Below are 15,996 nucleotides of genomic sequence, written 5' to 3' on the forward strand. Positions count from 1 at the left end.
GTCACCCCGGACTTGTTCCGGGGTCCACGAAGCCGCGGGTGTCGACGCTGGAACCTCTCGTCCATCGAGCGCCGCCAGGCGGGTCCCGGGTCAAGCCCGGGGTGACAAGGGAGCGGCCGTTGCCGGTTCCCCCACCCAATCCCCGCCAACCTGCCCCCAAAATCCCGCCGTCCACGCGGCTCGCTTGCGGCGGGGCGGGGCTAGCGGCTAAGCCCGCGCCGATGGAGAGCCGATCGCTTGTGGCAGCATTGCGCCGCGTGCCCGCCGCATGGGAGGCGGCGGCAGCCGTCGCCGTCCTGATCGCGCTTGGTCCGCTCCTCACCATCGCGGGCGCGAAGCTCCTCCTGCGCCCCGAACGCGCGGAGATCGCGCGCCTGCAGGCCGATCTCGCCCCGCGCATCGCCGCCGAACAGGCGGCACAAGCCGCGCATGTCGAGATGGCCGCCGCCGTCAGCCGCCCCCCGATGGGCAACACGCTGGAGGCTTTGGCCCGCGCGCTGCCCGCCGATGCCACGCTGCTGCGCGCCGAGCGCACCGCCCGGGGCGCGCTCGACGTCGAAGTCACCACGATCGATCCCGACAGGCTGCGCGTCGCCATCCGCCGCGCGCCCGAACTTGTCGGCCTGCGCGACAACGGCCAGCGTCAGGGCGATGGCGCGATGATCGTCTCGCTGCATCAGGAAGTGCAGTGAAGCTCCCGCCGATCGCCATCGGGGCTGGCGCGGGCCTGCTCGTCGCGGCCTTGCTCGCGCCCGCCACGGGGGACGCCATCGGCAAGCTGGGGGCCGCGCGCGCCGAGCATGCGCGTCTTGCCGCCATCGCCGCCGATCCTGCCGTCGCGTCCCCCTTGGTCGCGCCGGGCCTCGAAATCCGCGCCGCCGACATCGCCGCCGCCCGGGGCGCGATGATGCAGCGCGTGCAGACCCTCGCAAAGGCGGGCGGCGTGCTCGTCGAGGAAACCAGCGCCGCGCCTGCCGCGCCGGGGATCGCCGTATTGCGCATCCGCGTGTCGGGTGCCGAGAAAGCCGTGGTGGCGTTCGCCGATACGCTGGAGCGCGCAAAGCCGCTGACGCGCCTGCGCCGCTGGCGTCTCGATCCCGCCCCCGGTGGCATCCGCCTCACGGGCGATCTGGTGGCGGCATGGCGATAGGGGGGCGCACCGATCTGATCGCATTCGCGGCCGCAGGCGCGGTTGCCGTCGTGATGCCGCTCGCGCTGCTGATGCCGGGCAGGGCGGTGCCGCTCCCCGAGCGCGCGCCCGCACCGGTCCCGATCTCCGTAACGGTCCCGCCGCCGCTCGCCTCGGTCTATGCGCGCCCCTTGTTCGGTGCAGCTCAGCCCGATGAGAGCGCGGTGCCCGCAAATGCGCCGGAATTGATCGGCATCGTTGGCCGCCTCGGCGAAGACGCGGTTGCGCTGGTGCGCAGCGGCGGGGCCTCGCGTACGCTCCGCATCGGCGACAGCGTCGATGGCTGGAAGCTCGAAAGCCTTTCGATCGACGCGGCATTCTTCACCCGCGGCGCCGAGCGGGCGCGGGTGCCGCTGCCCGCCGGATAAAGCTTGCAATGTAGGATTTCGTCTGCTTGGCTCGGCCGGTCGGCATTGCCGCCAGCTCTTTGAAATCGCAGGAAAACATTGGGGGCATTGGCCGACGGTGAGGCGCTCTTGGTGTCACTTTAGTGTCACCTTCCGCGCTCCGCTCGCTCAGTAGATCCCGTCGATCTCCACCGTCAGCCGCGGCGTCGGTGGGGTCAGCAACAGGCTCTTTCGCTTGTTGTTCGCGATCTCGTCCGATCGCAGCCGGGCATAGCGGTCCTTCGCCGCAGCCGCCGCATCGCGCCCGTCGCGCAGGATCGTCGGCTTGAGGAAGATGAACAAGGTCCGCTTCTGCCGCGCCTCGCGCCGGCTCTTGAAGAGTTCGCCCACGATCGGGATGTCGCCCAGGATCGGCACCTGCCGCCGCACGTCCATATAATCGTCGCTGATCAGCCCGCCGAGCACGATCGTCTCGCCATTGTCGGCCAGCACGGTGGTGTTGATCGCCCGGCGATTGGTGATCAGGTCGGATGCGCCCGTCACGTTGGCGGTGGCGATCGACGAGGCTTCCTGGTTCACCTGGAGCCGGATCGTATCGCCCGCATTGACGCGCGGCAGGATGCGCAGCGTGATGCCTACATCCTTCCGCTCGATCGTCGTATAGGGTGTCGCCGAGCCGGTGTTGGTCAGGATCGATCCCGTGACGAAGGGCACGTTCTGCCCCACCACGATCTCGCCCACGACATTGTCGAGCGTCGTGATCTGCGGCGTGGAAAGCAGGTTGGCCTTGCTCGACACGCCCAGCGCCTGGACGAGGATCGAGAAGTCGTCGCCGATCGCCAGATTGCCCGTAAAGCCCTCGCCCAGCAACGCGGCGGCGGGAACGCCCAGCGCACCCAGGATCGTGCCGAGCGACGGCATGCCCGTCTGCGTCGAGAAGGAGGTGCCCGCGCCCTTCACTTGGTCGAGCACCGCGCCGCTCGTGCCCAGCTGCACCGCCAGCGCCTCGGCATCGTCGCCGGTGATCTCCGCGATCGCCGCTTCGATCAGCACCTGCGGGCGGCGAACGTCCAGATCGGTGATGAGCTGCTCGATCGACGCAATCGCCTGCGGCTTGCCGCGCACCACCACCGCGTTGAGTTCGGGCGCGGGCTGCACCGTCAGCTCGGGCGTGGCGAAGCCCTGCGGCGTCGCCTGCGCGTTGTTCTCCATCGCCGGCATGCCGGGCGCAGCGCCGGGCACCGTGCCGCTCGCGCCGCTGGTGAGCGACGAAAGCGCCTGCGCGGCATTGTTGCGCGAGAGCGCGCCCGGCAACTTGCCCGAAAGGCTGCGGGCGATCGGGTTGTCGACGCTTTCGCCCTGGCCCAGGATACCGCGGAGCACTTCGGTCACCGCTTCCGCATCGGCGTAATTGAGCCGGAACATGCGGGTGATCGGCGCCGCGCCGCCCGGTGCGTCCAGCGACAGCGCAATCTTGCGCGCCTCCGCGACCGCTGCGGGCGTTCCGCGAACGATGATCGTGTTGCTGCGAATATCGGCTGCCACCTTGGCTCCGCCATCGCCCAGCACTGCGGTGAGCGATTCCGCCACCGCCGCTGCGTCGCCATTCTTGAGCGCGATCGTCGCGAAGGTCGCGCCGCTGCCGCCGTCGAGCTGGCGGGCGATGCCCTCCACCCGCGCGACATTGTCGGCATAGTCGGTGATTACCACCGCATTCGGGCTCGTCAGCGGCTCGACGCTGCCAAAGGTCGCCACCAGCGGCCGCACCACGCGGGCCACGTCGGCCGCCGGCACGTTCTGCAGCCGCACCATCCGCGTCACCAGCTGCTGCCCGCCCACGCCGCGCCCCGGCACGCCGCCGTCGCGCACGGCATTGGCGGCAGGCACGATGCGCCACGCCCGACCAGAGCGCACCGCCGCGAAGCCATTGGCGCGCAGCACCGATTGGAACAGCTCCCACACGCCTGCCGGAGACAGCGGCGTCGCCGAAGTGACCGTAACCACGCCCTTCACCGCGGGATCGAGGATCAGCGTCCGCCCGGTGATCCGCGATATCTGGTCAGCAACATCGGCGATCTCCACGCCGCGCATATTGACCACGACATCGGCAGCCGCTGGGGCAGACGCGGTATCCTGCGCCATCGCCACGCTGTCGAGCATGGTACCGGCGAGCGCGAGGGTGGCAAGGGCGGTGCGAATCTTCACGGGAGCCTTATTAGCGTAGCGGAACGGTAAGCGTGAGCGGCTTGCCGTTGCGCAGGATCTGGATCTGGGCGGAGCCGCTCGCCTGGGCTGCGGCGAACGCGCCATTGGCGGCGGAAGGATCGGTGAGCGCGGTACCGTTGACCGACTGGATGACGTCGCCCGGCTGCATCCCCGGCGGCCCATTGGCCCCGATCCGGTAGCCGCCGGTGACCGGCGTGGCGTCTAGCCGGGCAAGCATGTCCGCCGGATTGGGCGCGGCGGGAGGAGCGATGGCGTTGCCCTGCGCTGGCGCCACGCCCGGCACCAGCGGCGCTGGTCCCTTCGCGACGGCAGCGGCGCGCTGTTCCGGCGAGAGCGCCGGATCCGGGAAGGCCAGGAATTCGCTGCGTCCGCCATTGGACAGGATCACCCGGTCGCGATGAATGGCCGTGATCGTGCCGCCTCCCGCCGCATCGCCTACGCGGAAGGGCGTCGCGGCCGCGCCGCTCACCGAGATGTACGCGACCGACGCCTCTGCCGGTCGCGCGGCGAACACGCCCTTGAGCTCGAGCGGCAGGCTTGTCGCCATGCCGGCATCGCCACCCACCGCCTTGCCGAACGGTGCGAGCGCGAGGGCAGGGGCGATATCCGGGGCCACTATGGAGGCGCTGCTACCCTGCGGCACCATTACTGCCCCCGTCTCGGCATGGCCGGCAATCCGCCACGTCAGCCCGGCGAGCGCCACCGCGACCGACACGACGGTCAGTCCGGTCAGCAGGTCGAGCCCGGTGCGCGCCTGACGCGGCGTGAGGGTGAAGTTCCCGATCATCGCTTCCGTCCGTCCACGAACCCGTCGAGCGATGCAAGCGTGGCGTTGTCCCGCATGGATGTGACCGCGATGCGCACGCGCACGATTTCAGGGTCGGCGGTGCCCTGCCGGTTGACCGCGACCTGCCATTTCTCGTCCAGCATCGCGACCTGGTCTGCGCCGGCAATGCCTGCCTCAAGCTCGGCGAGCCGGTTTTCCGCCACCCACATCGCGGCTGCGCGCCGCTCCAGCCCCCGCGTCGAATCGATATGCGATTCCACCGCGCGCATCAGCCCGACCGTTGCGATGGCGAGCACCGCGAGTGCCACCAGCGCCTCGATCAGCGAGAAGCCTTCGTCCTTCATGTCGCGGGTGCCGGAACCGCGTGGGCGGTCAGCCCATCGAACGTCACCACCCAGCGCTGCGTGCCGCTCTCTATCGTGGCCGCCATGGGCCGGCTTGCGCCGTCGATCCCCAGCACGACGGGCGGCTTGACGCTCAGCGTGACGACGATGCCTGACGGCAATTGGTGATAGCCCAGCGTATCGTCGGTGCGCGGGATCAGCTTGCCGTCCGCGCCGAATGTCGCGAAGCCATAGCCATGCTCCTCTGCGGTAAATGCGATCATCCGGTCGCCGAGCATCGCGTCGTCCGAAGCCGCCTGGATTCGCGTCGCCAGCCTGCGCGCCTCGGTTTCCACGCTAGGTGCGCGGGTCACGCTGCCGATGCCAAGGGTCACGGCACCTGCCGTCACCCCGATGATCACCAAGACGATCAGCATTTCGATCAGCGTGAAGCCGCCCTCGCCGTGATCGCGCTGCCGCATTCGATCAGCCTTTGGCTTCCACGTCCGCATCCACGCCTTCGCCGCCGGCCTTGGCATCCTTGCCCAGCGAACGGATCGTGAAGCTGCTTCCGTCCGAGTTATATTCATACGGCTTGCCCCAGCCATCGGCTGCGGGGGCGGAGAGATAGCCGCCCTGCGGGAAGCTTACCGGCACCGGAGGAGTAGTGGTCTTCTCAGTGAGCGCCTTCAGACCCTGCTCGGTGGTGGGGTAACTGCCATTGTCTAGGCGATACATTTTGAGCGCGCCCTGGATCGTCGACATGTTGGTCTTGGTCGCCGTGGCCTTGGCCTCGTCGGGCCGCCCCATCACGTTAACCGCGACGAGTCCTGCCAGGATCGCCACGATGATCAGCACGATCATCACTTCCAGAAGCGTGAAACCCGCTTCGCCGTTCGGAACATTGCGGCGCTCCCGCACCACGCCGTCATTGATTTGTCTCGAAATCATGCGCATCCCCGCCTCATGCGTCCTGCCCATGAAGCAAATGTGACAGCCGGATCGAGCGCAATGGGTGCGCCGGACCTAGAGGCGCCGCGCGCCGGGGGTATTTGGACGCTGGCGGGCGACCGGCTGATCATAGTGGATGCCAGCGGCCCGGCAACCATTCTCGTCCCCACCGAGCAGGTCCGGCTCCTGGAAGTCGATCTGCCGCTCGCGAGTCACGCCAAGCGCCTGGCCGCCGTGGCTTTCGCGATCGAGGATCGGATCGCCGAACCGGTAGAGAGCGTCCATATTGCGCTGGGCCAGGAAGTGGGGCCGAAGCGCTATCTGGTCGGCGTGGTCAGCCATGCGGTAATGGCGCGCTGGGTTGCCATGGCCGACGCGGCAGGGCTTGGGCATGCCGCCATCGTTCCCGATGTTCTTACGGTGCCCGCGAGTGCCGCGGATGCTTGGAACGCGCATTTCGCCGATGGCAGGGTGCTGGTGCGAACCGGCTATGGCGGATTTGCTGCACCGGCGGCGCTATTCCGGAGCGCCTATGAAAATGCGCCGAACAAGAGCGACTTTGAAGTTGTCGTCACTGGTGACCCGCCTGCGGGCGCACTGCCCGACGGCTGGAAAGCCGACGGAGCCGCATATTCCGACGAACCGGTGCGTGAGATACTCGCCAAGCCGACGCTCGATTTGCGCCAGGGCCTTTACGCCCGGACCGGTGCGAGCCCGTCGAGCCTCTGGCGCCGCCTTGGCTGGATCGTGGCGCTGGGCGCTGCGGCGCATATCGTGATCGCGACTGCCGATACGCTGATGCTCCGCTCGATCGCCGATCGCCGCGCCGCTGACACCCGCGCTCTGGTCGCGACCATGGCAACGGGCGTCGCCATCGGTGATGATCTGGTCGGAGATGTCACCACTCTGCTTCCTGCAGCGGCCAGCGCGAAGGCCGACGCCTTTCTCCCGCTGGCCAGCCGGGTGTCGGCTGCGCTCGCACCGCTTGCCGGATCGCTTGGCGTGCGGTCGATGACTTTTCAGGCAAATACGCTGACCATGGATGCGGACGGCAGCGAACCCGGACTGGCCACGCGCATCGACGCTGCGCTCAAGGCTGCAAGCGTCGATGCGACCGTCACCACCGCGTCCGATGGCAGCATCCGCATCACGGCGAGGGGCGCATGAAGGATCTGCTCGCCCGCTTCGGCATCTGGTGGAGCGCGCTGTCCCACCGCGAACGCATCCTCACCGGCACGATGGCCGCGCTAATCGCGGCGGTGGTACTGGTCTATGGCGTGATCAAGCCGCTGCAAGCCGCGCGCGCCGATGCGATCGCCGATATTCACACCTATGAAACGCTCAATGCCCGCATCCTCGCGGCGGGCACGCTCACGCGTACGCCCGTTGCCCGTCGGCAGGGAGAGCCGCTGAAGGTGGCAAGCGACGCTGCTGCGTCCCTGGGATTGGCCGCAACGCCCGAAGCGACCGCAGGCGGTGTGCGCGTGGTGGTCGCGGATGCCAGCTACGACAATCTGATGGCGTGGCTGGCTGATCTCGCCGCGACGAGCGATCTGCGCGCCACACGCGCCACCATCCAGCGCGGCAATGCGCCCGGCCGCGTCTCCGCAGTGGTGGATTTCGGCGCATGAACGAAACCCTCGCCTTGATCCCCGAACCGTTGCCTGCCCTGCCGTACAGCTTCGCGCGGCGTAATGGCGTGCTACTGCGCGCCGGGGCAGATGGGCCTGAATGCGTCCACCGCGCGGGCGTTGCGCTCGATGCATTGCTCGAAGTCCAGCGCATCGCTCCGGACGCCGCCTTTATTGCGCTGGCGGACGAAGCCTTCGATGCAGCGCTCAGCACCGCTTATGGCGGCGCGGGCGCGGCGGCTGATATCGACATGGGCGAACTCGATCTGGCCGCGCTGGCCGATAGTGCTGCTGCCGTCGACGATCTTCTCGACACCCGCGACGATGCGCCCGTCATCCGCCTGATCAACGCGCTTCTCCTCGAAGCTGTGAAGGAAGGCGCATCCGACGTGCATATCGAGACGCAGGAAAAGCGCCTCGTCGTGCGGTACCGCATCGATGGTGTCTTGCGCGACCGGATCGAGCCGCCGCGCGCGCTTGCGCCCTTGCTGGTCAGCCGCATCAAGGTGATGGCCAAGCTCGATATCGCCGAGCGTCGCGTGCCGCAGGACGGTCGCGTGACGCTCCGGATCGGCGGGCATGACGTCGATGCGCGCGTCTCGACGATCCCGACCCAGCATGGGGAACGCGTGGTGATGCGCCTGCTGGAGAAGGGCTCGCTTCGTCTTGACCTTGAGGCACTGGGCATGAGCGACCGCGACCGCCAGGTCTTCCATGCTCTGCTTGAGCGTCCGCACGGCATGCTTCTTGTCACCGGGCCCACCGGATCGGGCAAGACGACCACACTCTATGCCGCGCTCAACACGCTGAATGACCGCAAGCGCAATATCATGACGGTGGAAGATCCCATCGAATATGAACTTGCCGGGATCGGCCAGACCCAGGTCAATCCGCGTACAGATCTGACCTTCGCGCGCGGCCTCCGGGCGATCCTGCGCCAGGACCCCGACGTCATCATGGTTGGCGAGATCCGCGATCAGGAGACTGCACAAGTGGCGGTCCGCTCGTCGATGACCGGCCATTTCGTCCTTTCGACGTTGCATACCAACAGTGCGGTCGGATCGGTCACGCGGCTGATCGACATGGGGGTCGAGCGCTACCTTCTCGCGCCGATGGTCGTCGGGCTTGTCGCGCAGCGGCTGGTGCGCAAGCTTTGCCCCACGTGCCGGCAGGAGGATATAGCCTCCGATGCAGATGCAGTTCTGCTTGGGGGCGCCATCGCGGCAGGCGACGCCGTCTGGCGCGCGCGCGGCTGCGCCGAGTGCCATCATGACGGCTATCGCGGCCGAGCAGGGCTTTACGAAGTCGTCGCGGTCGATGAACAATTTCAGAAGCTGATCCATGACGGGGCCTCTGAGGCCGAACTGGAAAGCCATGCGCGTAAGCATAGCCCCGGCCTCCTCCAGGATGGGGTGGCGAAGATTCGCGCCGGGCTGACCACGGTTGACGAGGTCGCCCGGGTCGTCCGTGATGAAGCCTGATGCCCGCTTATTCCTATAGCGCGGCTGACAAGGCCGGTGGTTCGAGAAAGGGCGTGATCGAAGCGCCGTCCCCGGGTGCCGCACGCTCGGCGCTTCGCGATCAGGGCCTGTTGCCCCTTTCGGTCGAACTTGCCGGAGAGCGCGGCAAGGGCTTTTCGCTCCCCAGCTTCCGCCGCGGAGCGCTCTCGGCCAAGGCGCTGGCCACGATCACTCGCCAGATCGCCACGCTTGTCGGTTCGGATATTTCAATTGAGGAAGCGCTGCGTCTCGTCGCCCTTCAGTCCGAACAAGCGTCTGTCAGCGCCTTGCTGCTGGCGGTGCGCGCAAGCATCCTTGACGGGCGCAGCTTCGCAGCTGCTCTGGCGGCGCAGCCCCGGGCGTTCCCTGAATTCTATCGGGCCTCGGTCGCCGCTGGCGAAGCGTCGGGAAAATTGCCGGACGTGCTCAATCACCTCGCCGAATTCGTCGAGAACCGGCAGGCGAATGGCCAGAAGCTCCAGCTCGCCTTGCTCTATCCCGCGCTCCTCGCAGTCGTTTCGATCGGGATGATGGCGCTGCTGATGGTTTATGTTGTGCCCGATATCGTGCGAGTGTTCATTTCGCGCGGGGCCGATCTGCCGCTGCTCACGCGCATGCTGATCGCGATCAGCTGGTTCGTGCAGAGCTACGGCCTGTACGTGCTGGTCCTGCTCGCGGCACTGGGCCTACTCCTTCTGCGTTGGGCCAGGGTGCCGGCGAACCGGTTGCGGATGGATCGCTTCTTTTCCGAGCGCCGCCCGTTTCGCCGCTTCAGCCGGCAATTGAGCGCCGCGCGGTTCGCCGGCAGCCTGGCGACGCTGGTTGGCAGCGCCGTGCCGTTGGTGGAGGCGCTGCACGCGGCAGCAGCGGTCACGCCCAATCGGTGGGTTCGGGAAAAGGCCGTGGGCGTTGCGACGCGCGTCCGCGAAGGCGTGAGCCTGCGCGCCGCCATGCAGGAGGCGGGCGTTTTCCCGACGATGCTCGTCGCGATCGTCGCCTCGGGCGAATCCTCGGGGAAGCTTGCCCCCGCGCTCAGCCGCGCCGCGACCGAGCTGGAGCGCGAGCTGGATGCCCTTGTCTCCGCGCTGGTTGCCCTCGCCGAGCCTTTGGTGTTGCTGGTGATGGGCGGGCTGGTGCTGATGATGGTCCTCGCGATCCTGCTGCCCATCATCAACCTCAACAATCTTGTGACGCTTTAAGCCGTCACATCTGGCCCTTGATGCGAACGCCGGCGGGAAGGCCGGTGAAGGGCAGGGTCGCAGAGCCATCGGGGGTCAGCCCGATGTCCAGCGTGCCGTCTTCGGCCAGCGTGGCATCCATCAATAGCTTGCGGCGCTGGGTCATCGGCGCGAGCCGGATCCGGCTGCCATTGCCGATATGCTCGGCTGTGAGGATCAGGGCGGGCACCGCGCTGGCCGGGCCCCTGGCCTTGGGGCGGCAGGCGCCGGGATCGCTGGCAAGCGTGCCATCAATCACCTGGCTCCCGCCTCCGATCGCGACGCGCTTCAACTCCACCTGCATCGCCATGTCGCAAGTGAAGGGGAGGCCGGGCTGGAGCGCGCGCAGCAGGCTGGCATTTGCCGAGCCGCTGACATTGTCGAGCACCGTCCGCCCGCCCGGATGGATCAGTATCCTGCCCGTCAGATCGGTATCCGGCCCGCTGCCCTTGAAATCGGCGGCAAAGGCGAGGCTGGTCAGCGAACGCAGCGGGGCCATCCGCCACTCTATCCTGGTTCCGCCTGCCACGCCGAACTCGCCATTCCACACCGTACCCGTCACGCCTGTGCGCCATGGCGCGCTTTTCACGATCACGCTGGCAGGCATGGTCGCCAGTATGGCCAGCACATAGGCGGCTATGCCCAGCACCACGAAAACGATAATACGGCGCCGTGCCCAAGTTCCTCGAATCATCGCTGGCTCGCCGAGAATTGCTGTCAGGGCTGGCCGCATCGGTCGCGCTTCCTTCATTAACTCTTGCAGCAGAGAAAGCGGACAAGCGTCCGATCGCTCTGCTCCTGCCGCTCACGGGGCCGCGAGCGCGATTGGCGTCTAGCATGCGCCAGGCTGCCTTGCTCGCGGAAAACAGCCAGTTCGTGATCAGTTTCGATACCGGCGGCACCGCTGCCGGGGCTGCGGCTGCCGCTGCCAAGGCGCTCAAGGCGAAGGCAGCCATGATCCTGGGACCGCTCACCGCGGAGGAAGTGCCTGCCGTCTCCTCGACTGTCGCTGGCCGCGTGCCCGTCGTCTCGTTCAGTAACGATTCGGTGCTTCGTGCACCAAACACGTGGATATTCGGGATCACCGCCAGCCAGGTGACCTCTGCGATCCTGCGTTACGCGCGATCTCGCGGGGTGCGGTCGGTCGCGGTGATTGATGATGGCACGGCGTGGAGCGCCGCCGCGCTCCTCGCCGCCGGGCGGATGGAGAGCGAACTGGGAATCTCGATCCACGTGATGCCCCACGATCAGCCGCTTGCCGACCCGGCGCCGGATGCCGTGCTCCTGCCGGGCAGCGGTGAGGCGATGCTCACGGCAGCGCGGCGGATCAAGGGAAGCGGGGTGCAGTTGCTGGCCACACTGCAAGGCCTGGATCATCGACCTCAGGCGCTTGAGGCGCTGGACGGTGCGTGGATCGCGAGCCCCGATCCGGGCGCTTTCGGCACGTTCGCTGCGGAGTTCGAGGCACGCAACGGTGGCGCGGCTGGGGCCATCACCGCGCTTGCTTATGACGCCGCCGGGATAGCCAACGCGCTTCGCAAGGCGGGCAAGCTGGGCAGCGAGGGGCTGCTCGATAACAAAGGATTCAACTGTGTGACCGGCCCGGTTCGCTTCCGCACCGATGGCTCGGTCGCGCGCGACTTCGCAATCCTGGTGGCGCGGGGGCAGGGCTATGAACCGGCGGCGGTGAGCTCGGGTTCGTGAGCCAGCGCCGCGGGGAGGCGGGGTTCACGCTTCTCGAGCTGATGATCTCCCTGGGCTTGTTCGCGCTAATCGCGGTGGCGGGGCTGGCGCTCGTCGACGGCATCATCAAGGTGCAGAACCGCACCGAGGGGCGCTCGGATCGGCTCGCCGATCTCCAGCGCGCGATGATCGTGATCTCCACCGATCTCGATCAGATAGCCCCTGGGACAATGTCCGGCGCGGGGCAGGACCTTTCGTTCAGCCGCGCCGCGCCTGCGGTCGGCGGCGTTGCCGTGCCCGTTCGCTACTCGATCGCGAATGGCAATCTCGTCCGGCAGATCGGCCCGCAGCCGCAGGAGGTGCTGACCGGCATCGCGACCCTGCGCTGGCGCTTCTGGGACGGGGTCTGGGTGAACACCTGGCCGGTGGACGACAAGACTCGCGAGCGCTGGCCCCGCGCGGTGGAGGTCGAGATGGCTGTGGCGGGCCCCGGCGGCGCGCCCGGCACGCTTCGGCGGGTGGTCACCCTGCCAGCCCGGGCCTTGGAGCAAGGCAAGTGACCGGATGCGAGCGCGAAGAGGGAATGATCCTCGTCAACGTGCTGATGTTCGTCGCGATCGCGGCGGGGCTCGTGCTGCTGATGATAAACCGTGAGGAATTAGCACTCGACCGGGGTCTGCGCACGCGCGAGGCCGCGCGCGCGCTCGCGGTGGTGCGCGGAGGCGAGCTTTCTGCGCTGGTCGCCCTGCGCCGCGATGCCGAGATCGCGCCTGAGGCAGACCATGCCGCCGAGCCTTGGGGCAAGCTTTCCGAACGAAACGCTCCGATCGAGGGCGGCAGCTTCTCGCTGGCGATCGCGGATGCCGAAGGCCGCTTCAACATCAATGCCCTTCGCCAGGGGGAGGCATCGGCGGTCGTGATGTTCCAGAATATCGGCACAGAAGCAGGGCTTTCGCCGGAACAGATCCTGGCTGCCGCTGAATATGTCCGCCGCGAGGGGCCGATTACCGATCTGCGGCCATTGCGGCTGGCCGGGATCGATCCGGAAATCGTCAGCCGGCTCGAACGGCTGGTCACCGCGCTGCCGGGCACGACGACGATCAACCTGAACGCCGCGGATCAGCAAATGCTCGCCATCCTCCTCCACAACCCGCTTGCCGCTGCACGGCTGGCCGAAGTGCGGGCGCAGCGTGGCTATCTGACGATCAAGGATCTGTCCGATCAGCAGCTCACCATGCCCTGGGGCGCTTCGTTCCGTTCGAACAGTTTCTGGGTGCGCACCCGTGCGACGATCGGCGGCACCAGTCAGCAGGGTGCGACTCTGATCCAGCGGCGTTCCGGCGCGGATGGAAAGGTTGAGGTGGTGCCGGTAGAGCGTTGGCGCGGCGCCGCCGTCCCTCCGGGAGCGCCCGACCTGCGCTGAACAGGCGCGGACGGAGCGCTACAGCAATATCCGGAACAGCGCGCCCCCGCCGGGCGCATCCGTGACGCCGATCGCCCCGCCATGCGCGACTACGATCTGGCGCGCGAGGTTCAGCCCCACGCCGGTTCCCGTTGCGCGCGTGGTGAAGAAGGGGAGGAACACGTCCTGGCGCAGTTGTTCGGGAACGCCGGGACCATGATCTTCCACCTCGATCGCAACGCCCTCCGGTGTGGCGAGTAGCCGCAGGACGAGGCGCGGCGATTCGGTTTCTGCCATCGCTTGCGCCGCGTTGTGCATCAAATTGATCAGCACCTGGGCGAGCAGATCGGGATCGGCATCGAGGACAAGCGCCGGGGGCTCGATCTTCACCTCCAGCGGGATCACGGGCGCTTCCGCGGCAAAGATGCGGGCGAGCTCGTCCGCCCAGGGCGCGGCGGTAAAGCGCTGGCGCTTGATCTCGGGCGTGCGGGCGACTTCGCGATAGGCCTCGATAAAATGGCCCAAGCCCTTGGCACGCCTGGCCAGCGTCGTCACCGCGGCGCGCGCATCGCCGATGCGCGGATCGGCGGCAAGGTCGGGGTCGGCGAGGAGATCTGCGGCTGTCGCCGCGAGCGACGTAACCGGTGTCAGCGAATTCAGTATCTCATGCGTCAGCACGCGGACGAGATCGGTTTGCGCCGCCATCTCGGCGGCGTCGAGCGTGCCCTGGATCGGCTGGAGCCCAAGCGCCCGGGTGCGCTGGCCGAGCCGCTCGAGCGCCGCAGTGCGGACCAGCACGCGCTGCGAGCGGCCGCCCAGGTTCAGCAGCAGCAATTCCTCGCCCGGTTTGCTGTCTGCGAGTCGGCGGGCGAACGTCGCGCCATAATGCGCGAAGTCCTCGGGGCGAGCGCCTTGTTCGCCCTTGAAGAGCCGCCGGGCCGCCTTGTTGGCAAGCGTCACCCGATCGTCTGCGTCCACCGTGAGCACCGCGACGGGGATGTCGTCGACCAGCGCGTCCAGATAGCGCAGTTCCCCCGCTGCGCGGTCCTGCTCCGCGCGGAAGCGGCCAAGCACATCGTTCAGCGACGCCGCCAGCTCGCCAAATCCGGCGCCGCCCTTTCCGTCGAACCGTACAGCGGTGTCCCCGAACTTCACTGCTTCGAGGAAGCGGGCGAGCGTTCGGTTGGTTCGCGTCACGTGGCGCCACAATCCGGCGAACATGGCGACCGCCAGCACCATCGAGACGAGACGCGCAGCGCCCAGGCCCGGCGTGGCAAAGGCCGCCACGCAGGCCAGCAGCGCAACGCCCAGCAGCGCGATCCAGGCGGTCAGCCCGATGGTAAAGCGCTGGTCAAAGCCCATGCTTTTCCATTCGCCGGTAAAGCGCCGCGCGCGAGAGCCCCAGTTCATTGGCCGCGAGTGAGATGTTGTAGCCGTGCTTCTTCAGCGCCTCTTCCACAAGCCGCCGCTCGACACGCTCCAGGTTCAGATCGTCGCCCGCACCGGGCGCGACCACGGCACCGGGCGCGATACGGGGTGCGGTGGGCGAAAGCGCGAAATCGTCGGGCTGGAGTTCGCCGTCGCGCGCAAGGATCACCGCGCGCTCCAGCGCGTGGCGCAATGCGCGGACGTTGCCTGGCCAATCGTGGCGAAGTAGGGCCGCGCGTGCTGCCGCGCCCAGGACGGGCACCTCGCGGCCATAGCGTCGCGCATAATGGTCCAGGTAATGATCGATAAGCTGGGGCAGGTCTTCTGGGCGATCACGCAACGGGGGTAGATCGATCTCCACCGTGTTCAGGCGAAACAGCAAATCCTGCCGGAAATGATTCTCGTCGCGAAGTTTTTCGGTCGGCAAATTGGTCGCCGCGATGACGCGGATGTCGATCGGTATCGGCTTGTTGGCACCGACGGGGGTGATCTGCCGTTGTTCCAGCGCAGTCAGCAATTTTGGCTGTAAGCGCAAGGGAAGGTTGCCAATTTCGTCTAGAAACAGCGTCCCGCCATCGGCTGCTTGTAGCCGCCCCACGCGATCCGTGCGCGCGTCCGTGAACGCACCTTTGACGTGGCCGAAAAGCTCGCTGTCGATCAAATCCTCGGAGATCGCGCCTAGATCCACCGTGAGCATGACCTTGTCCGCGCGGAGCGACTGGCGGTGCAGCTCGCGGGCGACGAGTTCCTTTCCGGTTCCGTTCTCGCCCAGCACCAGCACGTTGGCGTCGGTTGGCGCGGCGCGCGAGATCAGCGAATGCACGCGGGTCATCACCGGGGATGTGCCCAGCAGCGGCGACCCGGCGGGCGCCGCAGCGGCCGCGGCGGGGGCTATGGTCATCGCGCGACGCGAACGGCGCAGCGATGCGGCATTGCGCACGGTGGCGAGCAGGCGCTCGTTCGACCAGGGCTTGGATACGAAATCGGTCGCGCCGCGCTTCATCGCCGCAACGGCGACCTGCACCCCGGCATGCGCGGTGATCATTACCACCACCATTTCCGGATCGATCGCGAGGAACTTGTCGAGCCATGCCAGACCTTCCGCCGCGTCGGTTGCGCCGCGTGCGAAATTGGCGTCGAGCAGCACCGTGTCGGGCGGGCGCGCCGAGATCGCAGGAAGCGCTTCCTCGGGTGTATTCGCGATCGCCACGTCCTTGAACAGGCGGCGCAGCAGCAGCCGCGACGCCATCAGGATATCGTCGTCGTCATCGATGATGACGCAAAAGTCGAACTGAGGTCCCTCACCCATATGC

The 15,996-nt window shown here is 67.6% G+C and carries 18 protein-coding genes; 10 read left to right on the top strand and 8 right to left on the bottom strand.

Annotation, left to right across the window (positions count from 1 at the left end):
- Nucleotides 1-221: 221 nt before the first annotated feature.
- From SSO01S_RS15200 to SSO01S_RS15210, 3 genes are read left to right on the top strand one after another with little or no spacing between them, the layout of a single operon-like run.
- Complete coding sequence (locus SSO01S_RS15200; RefSeq protein WP_066800542.1) at nt 222-692, top strand: hypothetical protein; 471 nt, start codon at nt 222-224, stop codon at nt 690-692.
- Nucleotides 689-1,150 carry a hypothetical protein gene (locus SSO01S_RS15205; RefSeq protein ID WP_066800544.1) on the top strand — a complete coding sequence of 154 codons (462 nt, stop codon included), beginning with the start codon at nt 689-691 and terminating at the stop codon, nt 1,148-1,150. Before SSO01S_RS15200 ends, SSO01S_RS15205 begins: the two co-directional genes overlap by 4 nt.
- Entirely contained in the window at nt 1,141-1,557 is a 417-nt protein-coding gene (locus SSO01S_RS15210) for a hypothetical protein (RefSeq protein ID WP_066800549.1), read from the top strand. Before SSO01S_RS15205 ends, SSO01S_RS15210 begins: the two co-directional genes overlap by 10 nt.
- A 147-nt stretch (nt 1,558-1,704) precedes the next feature.
- On the opposite strand, the gene gspD is transcribed toward SSO01S_RS15210, so the two are convergent.
- From gspD to gspG, 5 genes are read right to left on the bottom strand one after another with little or no spacing between them, the layout of a single operon-like run.
- Nucleotides 1,705-3,741, bottom strand: a complete 2,037-nt coding sequence (gspD, locus tag SSO01S_RS15215) for a type II secretion system secretin GspD (RefSeq protein ID WP_245646828.1) — start codon at nt 3,739-3,741, stop codon at nt 1,705-1,707.
- Nucleotides 3,742-3,751: 10 nt separating this feature from the next.
- Nucleotides 3,752-4,549, bottom strand: coding sequence for a type II secretion system protein N (locus SSO01S_RS15220; RefSeq protein ID WP_066800553.1), 798 nt, complete (start codon nt 4,547-4,549; stop codon nt 3,752-3,754).
- Nucleotides 4,546-4,893: a type II secretion system minor pseudopilin GspI gene (gspI, locus tag SSO01S_RS15225; protein ID WP_066800556.1), complete on the bottom strand. Its 348-nt coding sequence runs from the start codon at nt 4,891-4,893 to the stop codon at nt 4,546-4,548. The genes SSO01S_RS15220 and gspI overlap by 4 nt, the downstream gene beginning before the upstream one ends.
- On the bottom strand, nt 4,890-5,354 hold the full coding sequence (locus SSO01S_RS15230; protein ID WP_066800558.1) for a GspH/FimT family pseudopilin: 465 nt from the start codon (nt 5,352-5,354) through the stop codon (nt 4,890-4,892). Before SSO01S_RS15230 ends, gspI begins: the two co-directional genes overlap by 4 nt.
- 4 nt (nt 5,355-5,358) lie before the next feature.
- The gene (gene gspG / locus SSO01S_RS15235) at nt 5,359-5,823 is read right to left on the bottom strand and encodes a type II secretion system major pseudopilin GspG (protein ID WP_245646830.1); all 465 of its coding nucleotides are present in this window, start codon (nt 5,821-5,823) and stop codon (nt 5,359-5,361) included.
- Between the two features lie 15 nt (nt 5,824-5,838).
- On the opposite strand from gspG, the gene gspL reads away from it, so the two are divergent.
- Genes gspL through SSO01S_RS15255 form a run of 4 tightly spaced genes read left to right on the top strand, consistent with a single transcriptional unit; the run spans nt 5,839 to nt 10,152 of the window.
- Nucleotides 5,839-6,990 (top strand): type II secretion system protein GspL, encoded by a 1,152-nt coding sequence (gspL, locus tag SSO01S_RS15240; RefSeq protein ID WP_245646831.1) that lies wholly within the window; start codon nt 5,839-5,841, stop codon nt 6,988-6,990.
- The gene (locus SSO01S_RS15245) at nt 6,987-7,454 is read left to right on the top strand and encodes a type II secretion system protein M (RefSeq protein ID WP_066800564.1); all 468 of its coding nucleotides are present in this window, start codon (nt 6,987-6,989) and stop codon (nt 7,452-7,454) included. Before gspL ends, SSO01S_RS15245 begins: the two co-directional genes overlap by 4 nt.
- Nucleotides 7,451-8,935 carry a type II secretion system ATPase GspE gene (gene gspE, locus SSO01S_RS15250; RefSeq protein ID WP_066800566.1) on the top strand — a complete coding sequence of 495 codons (1,485 nt, stop codon included), beginning with the start codon at nt 7,451-7,453 and terminating at the stop codon, nt 8,933-8,935. Before SSO01S_RS15245 ends, gspE begins: the two co-directional genes overlap by 4 nt.
- The gene (locus SSO01S_RS15255; RefSeq protein ID WP_066800573.1) at nt 8,935-10,152 is read left to right on the top strand and encodes a type II secretion system F family protein; all 1,218 of its coding nucleotides are present in this window, start codon (nt 8,935-8,937) and stop codon (nt 10,150-10,152) included. The genes gspE and SSO01S_RS15255 overlap by 1 nt, the downstream gene beginning before the upstream one ends.
- A gap of 4 nt (nt 10,153-10,156) precedes the next feature.
- Here the strand turns inward: SSO01S_RS15255 and gspN are convergent, their stop codons facing one another.
- Nucleotides 10,157-10,864 (bottom strand): type II secretion system protein N, encoded by a 708-nt coding sequence (gspN, locus tag SSO01S_RS15260; RefSeq protein ID WP_245646832.1) that lies wholly within the window; start codon nt 10,862-10,864, stop codon nt 10,157-10,159.
- Between gspN and SSO01S_RS15265 the strand changes: the two genes are divergently transcribed.
- The 3 genes from SSO01S_RS15265 to SSO01S_RS15275 are packed head-to-tail and all read left to right on the top strand — an operon-like array spanning nt 10,843 to nt 13,276.
- The gene (locus tag SSO01S_RS15265) at nt 10,843-11,874 is read left to right on the top strand and encodes a penicillin-binding protein activator (RefSeq protein WP_281178705.1); all 1,032 of its coding nucleotides are present in this window, start codon (nt 10,843-10,845) and stop codon (nt 11,872-11,874) included. The genes gspN and SSO01S_RS15265 overlap by 22 nt on opposite strands.
- Nucleotides 11,871-12,413 carry a type II secretion system protein GspJ gene (locus tag SSO01S_RS15270; protein WP_066800580.1) on the top strand — a complete coding sequence of 181 codons (543 nt, stop codon included), beginning with the start codon at nt 11,871-11,873 and terminating at the stop codon, nt 12,411-12,413. Before SSO01S_RS15265 ends, SSO01S_RS15270 begins: the two co-directional genes overlap by 4 nt.
- Nucleotides 12,410-13,276, top strand: a complete 867-nt coding sequence (locus SSO01S_RS15275; protein WP_245646834.1) for a type II secretion system minor pseudopilin — start codon at nt 12,410-12,412, stop codon at nt 13,274-13,276. The genes SSO01S_RS15270 and SSO01S_RS15275 overlap by 4 nt, the downstream gene beginning before the upstream one ends.
- Before the next feature lie 18 nt (nt 13,277-13,294).
- Here SSO01S_RS15275 and SSO01S_RS15280 read toward each other — a convergent pair whose 3' ends face one another.
- Nucleotides 13,295-14,617 carry a sensor histidine kinase gene (locus SSO01S_RS15280; RefSeq protein ID WP_066800584.1) on the bottom strand — a complete coding sequence of 441 codons (1,323 nt, stop codon included), beginning with the start codon at nt 14,615-14,617 and terminating at the stop codon, nt 13,295-13,297.
- A complete protein-coding gene (locus tag SSO01S_RS15285; RefSeq protein WP_066800588.1) occupies nt 14,607-15,992 on the bottom strand; it encodes a sigma-54-dependent transcriptional regulator in 1,386 nt (461 codons plus the stop codon). Before SSO01S_RS15285 ends, SSO01S_RS15280 begins: the two co-directional genes overlap by 11 nt.
- Nucleotides 15,993-15,996: the final 4 nt, after the last annotated feature.

This window comes from Sphingomonas soli NBRC 100801, from assembly GCF_001591025.1.
GTDB classification, from domain to species: Bacteria; Pseudomonadota; Alphaproteobacteria; order Sphingomonadales; family Sphingomonadaceae; genus Sphingomonas; species Sphingomonas soli.

Coding starts and splice junctions, on each gene's coding strand:
- SSO01S_RS15200 (WP_066800542.1), top strand. CDS start 222: ATGGAGAGCCGATCGCTTGTGGCAGCATTGCGCCGCGTGCCCGCCGCA.
- SSO01S_RS15210 (WP_066800549.1), top strand. CDS start 1,141: ATGGCGATAGGGGGGCGCACCGATCTGATCGCATTCGCGGCCGCAGGC.
- SSO01S_RS15220 (WP_066800553.1), bottom strand. CDS start 4,549: ATGATCGGGAACTTCACCCTCACGCCGCGTCAGGCGCGCACCGGGCTC.
- gspI (WP_066800556.1), bottom strand. CDS start 4,893: ATGAAGGACGAAGGCTTCTCGCTGATCGAGGCGCTGGTGGCACTCGCG.
- SSO01S_RS15230 (WP_066800558.1), bottom strand. CDS start 5,354: ATGCGGCAGCGCGATCACGGCGAGGGCGGCTTCACGCTGATCGAAATG.
- gspG (WP_245646830.1), bottom strand. CDS start 5,823: ATGATTTCGAGACAAATCAATGACGGCGTGGTGCGGGAGCGCCGCAAT.
- gspL (WP_245646831.1), top strand. CDS start 5,839: ATGCGTCCTGCCCATGAAGCAAATGTGACAGCCGGATCGAGCGCAATG.
- SSO01S_RS15245 (WP_066800564.1), top strand. CDS start 6,987: ATGAAGGATCTGCTCGCCCGCTTCGGCATCTGGTGGAGCGCGCTGTCC.
- gspE (WP_066800566.1), top strand. CDS start 7,451: ATGAACGAAACCCTCGCCTTGATCCCCGAACCGTTGCCTGCCCTGCCG.
- SSO01S_RS15255 (WP_066800573.1), top strand. CDS start 8,935: ATGCCCGCTTATTCCTATAGCGCGGCTGACAAGGCCGGTGGTTCGAGA.
- gspN (WP_245646832.1), bottom strand. CDS start 10,864: ATGATTCGAGGAACTTGGGCACGGCGCCGTATTATCGTTTTCGTGGTG.
- SSO01S_RS15280 (WP_066800584.1), bottom strand. CDS start 14,617: ATGGGCTTTGACCAGCGCTTTACCATCGGGCTGACCGCCTGGATCGCG.
- SSO01S_RS15285 (WP_066800588.1), bottom strand. CDS start 15,992: ATGGGTGAGGGACCTCAGTTCGACTTTTGCGTCATCATCGATGACGAC.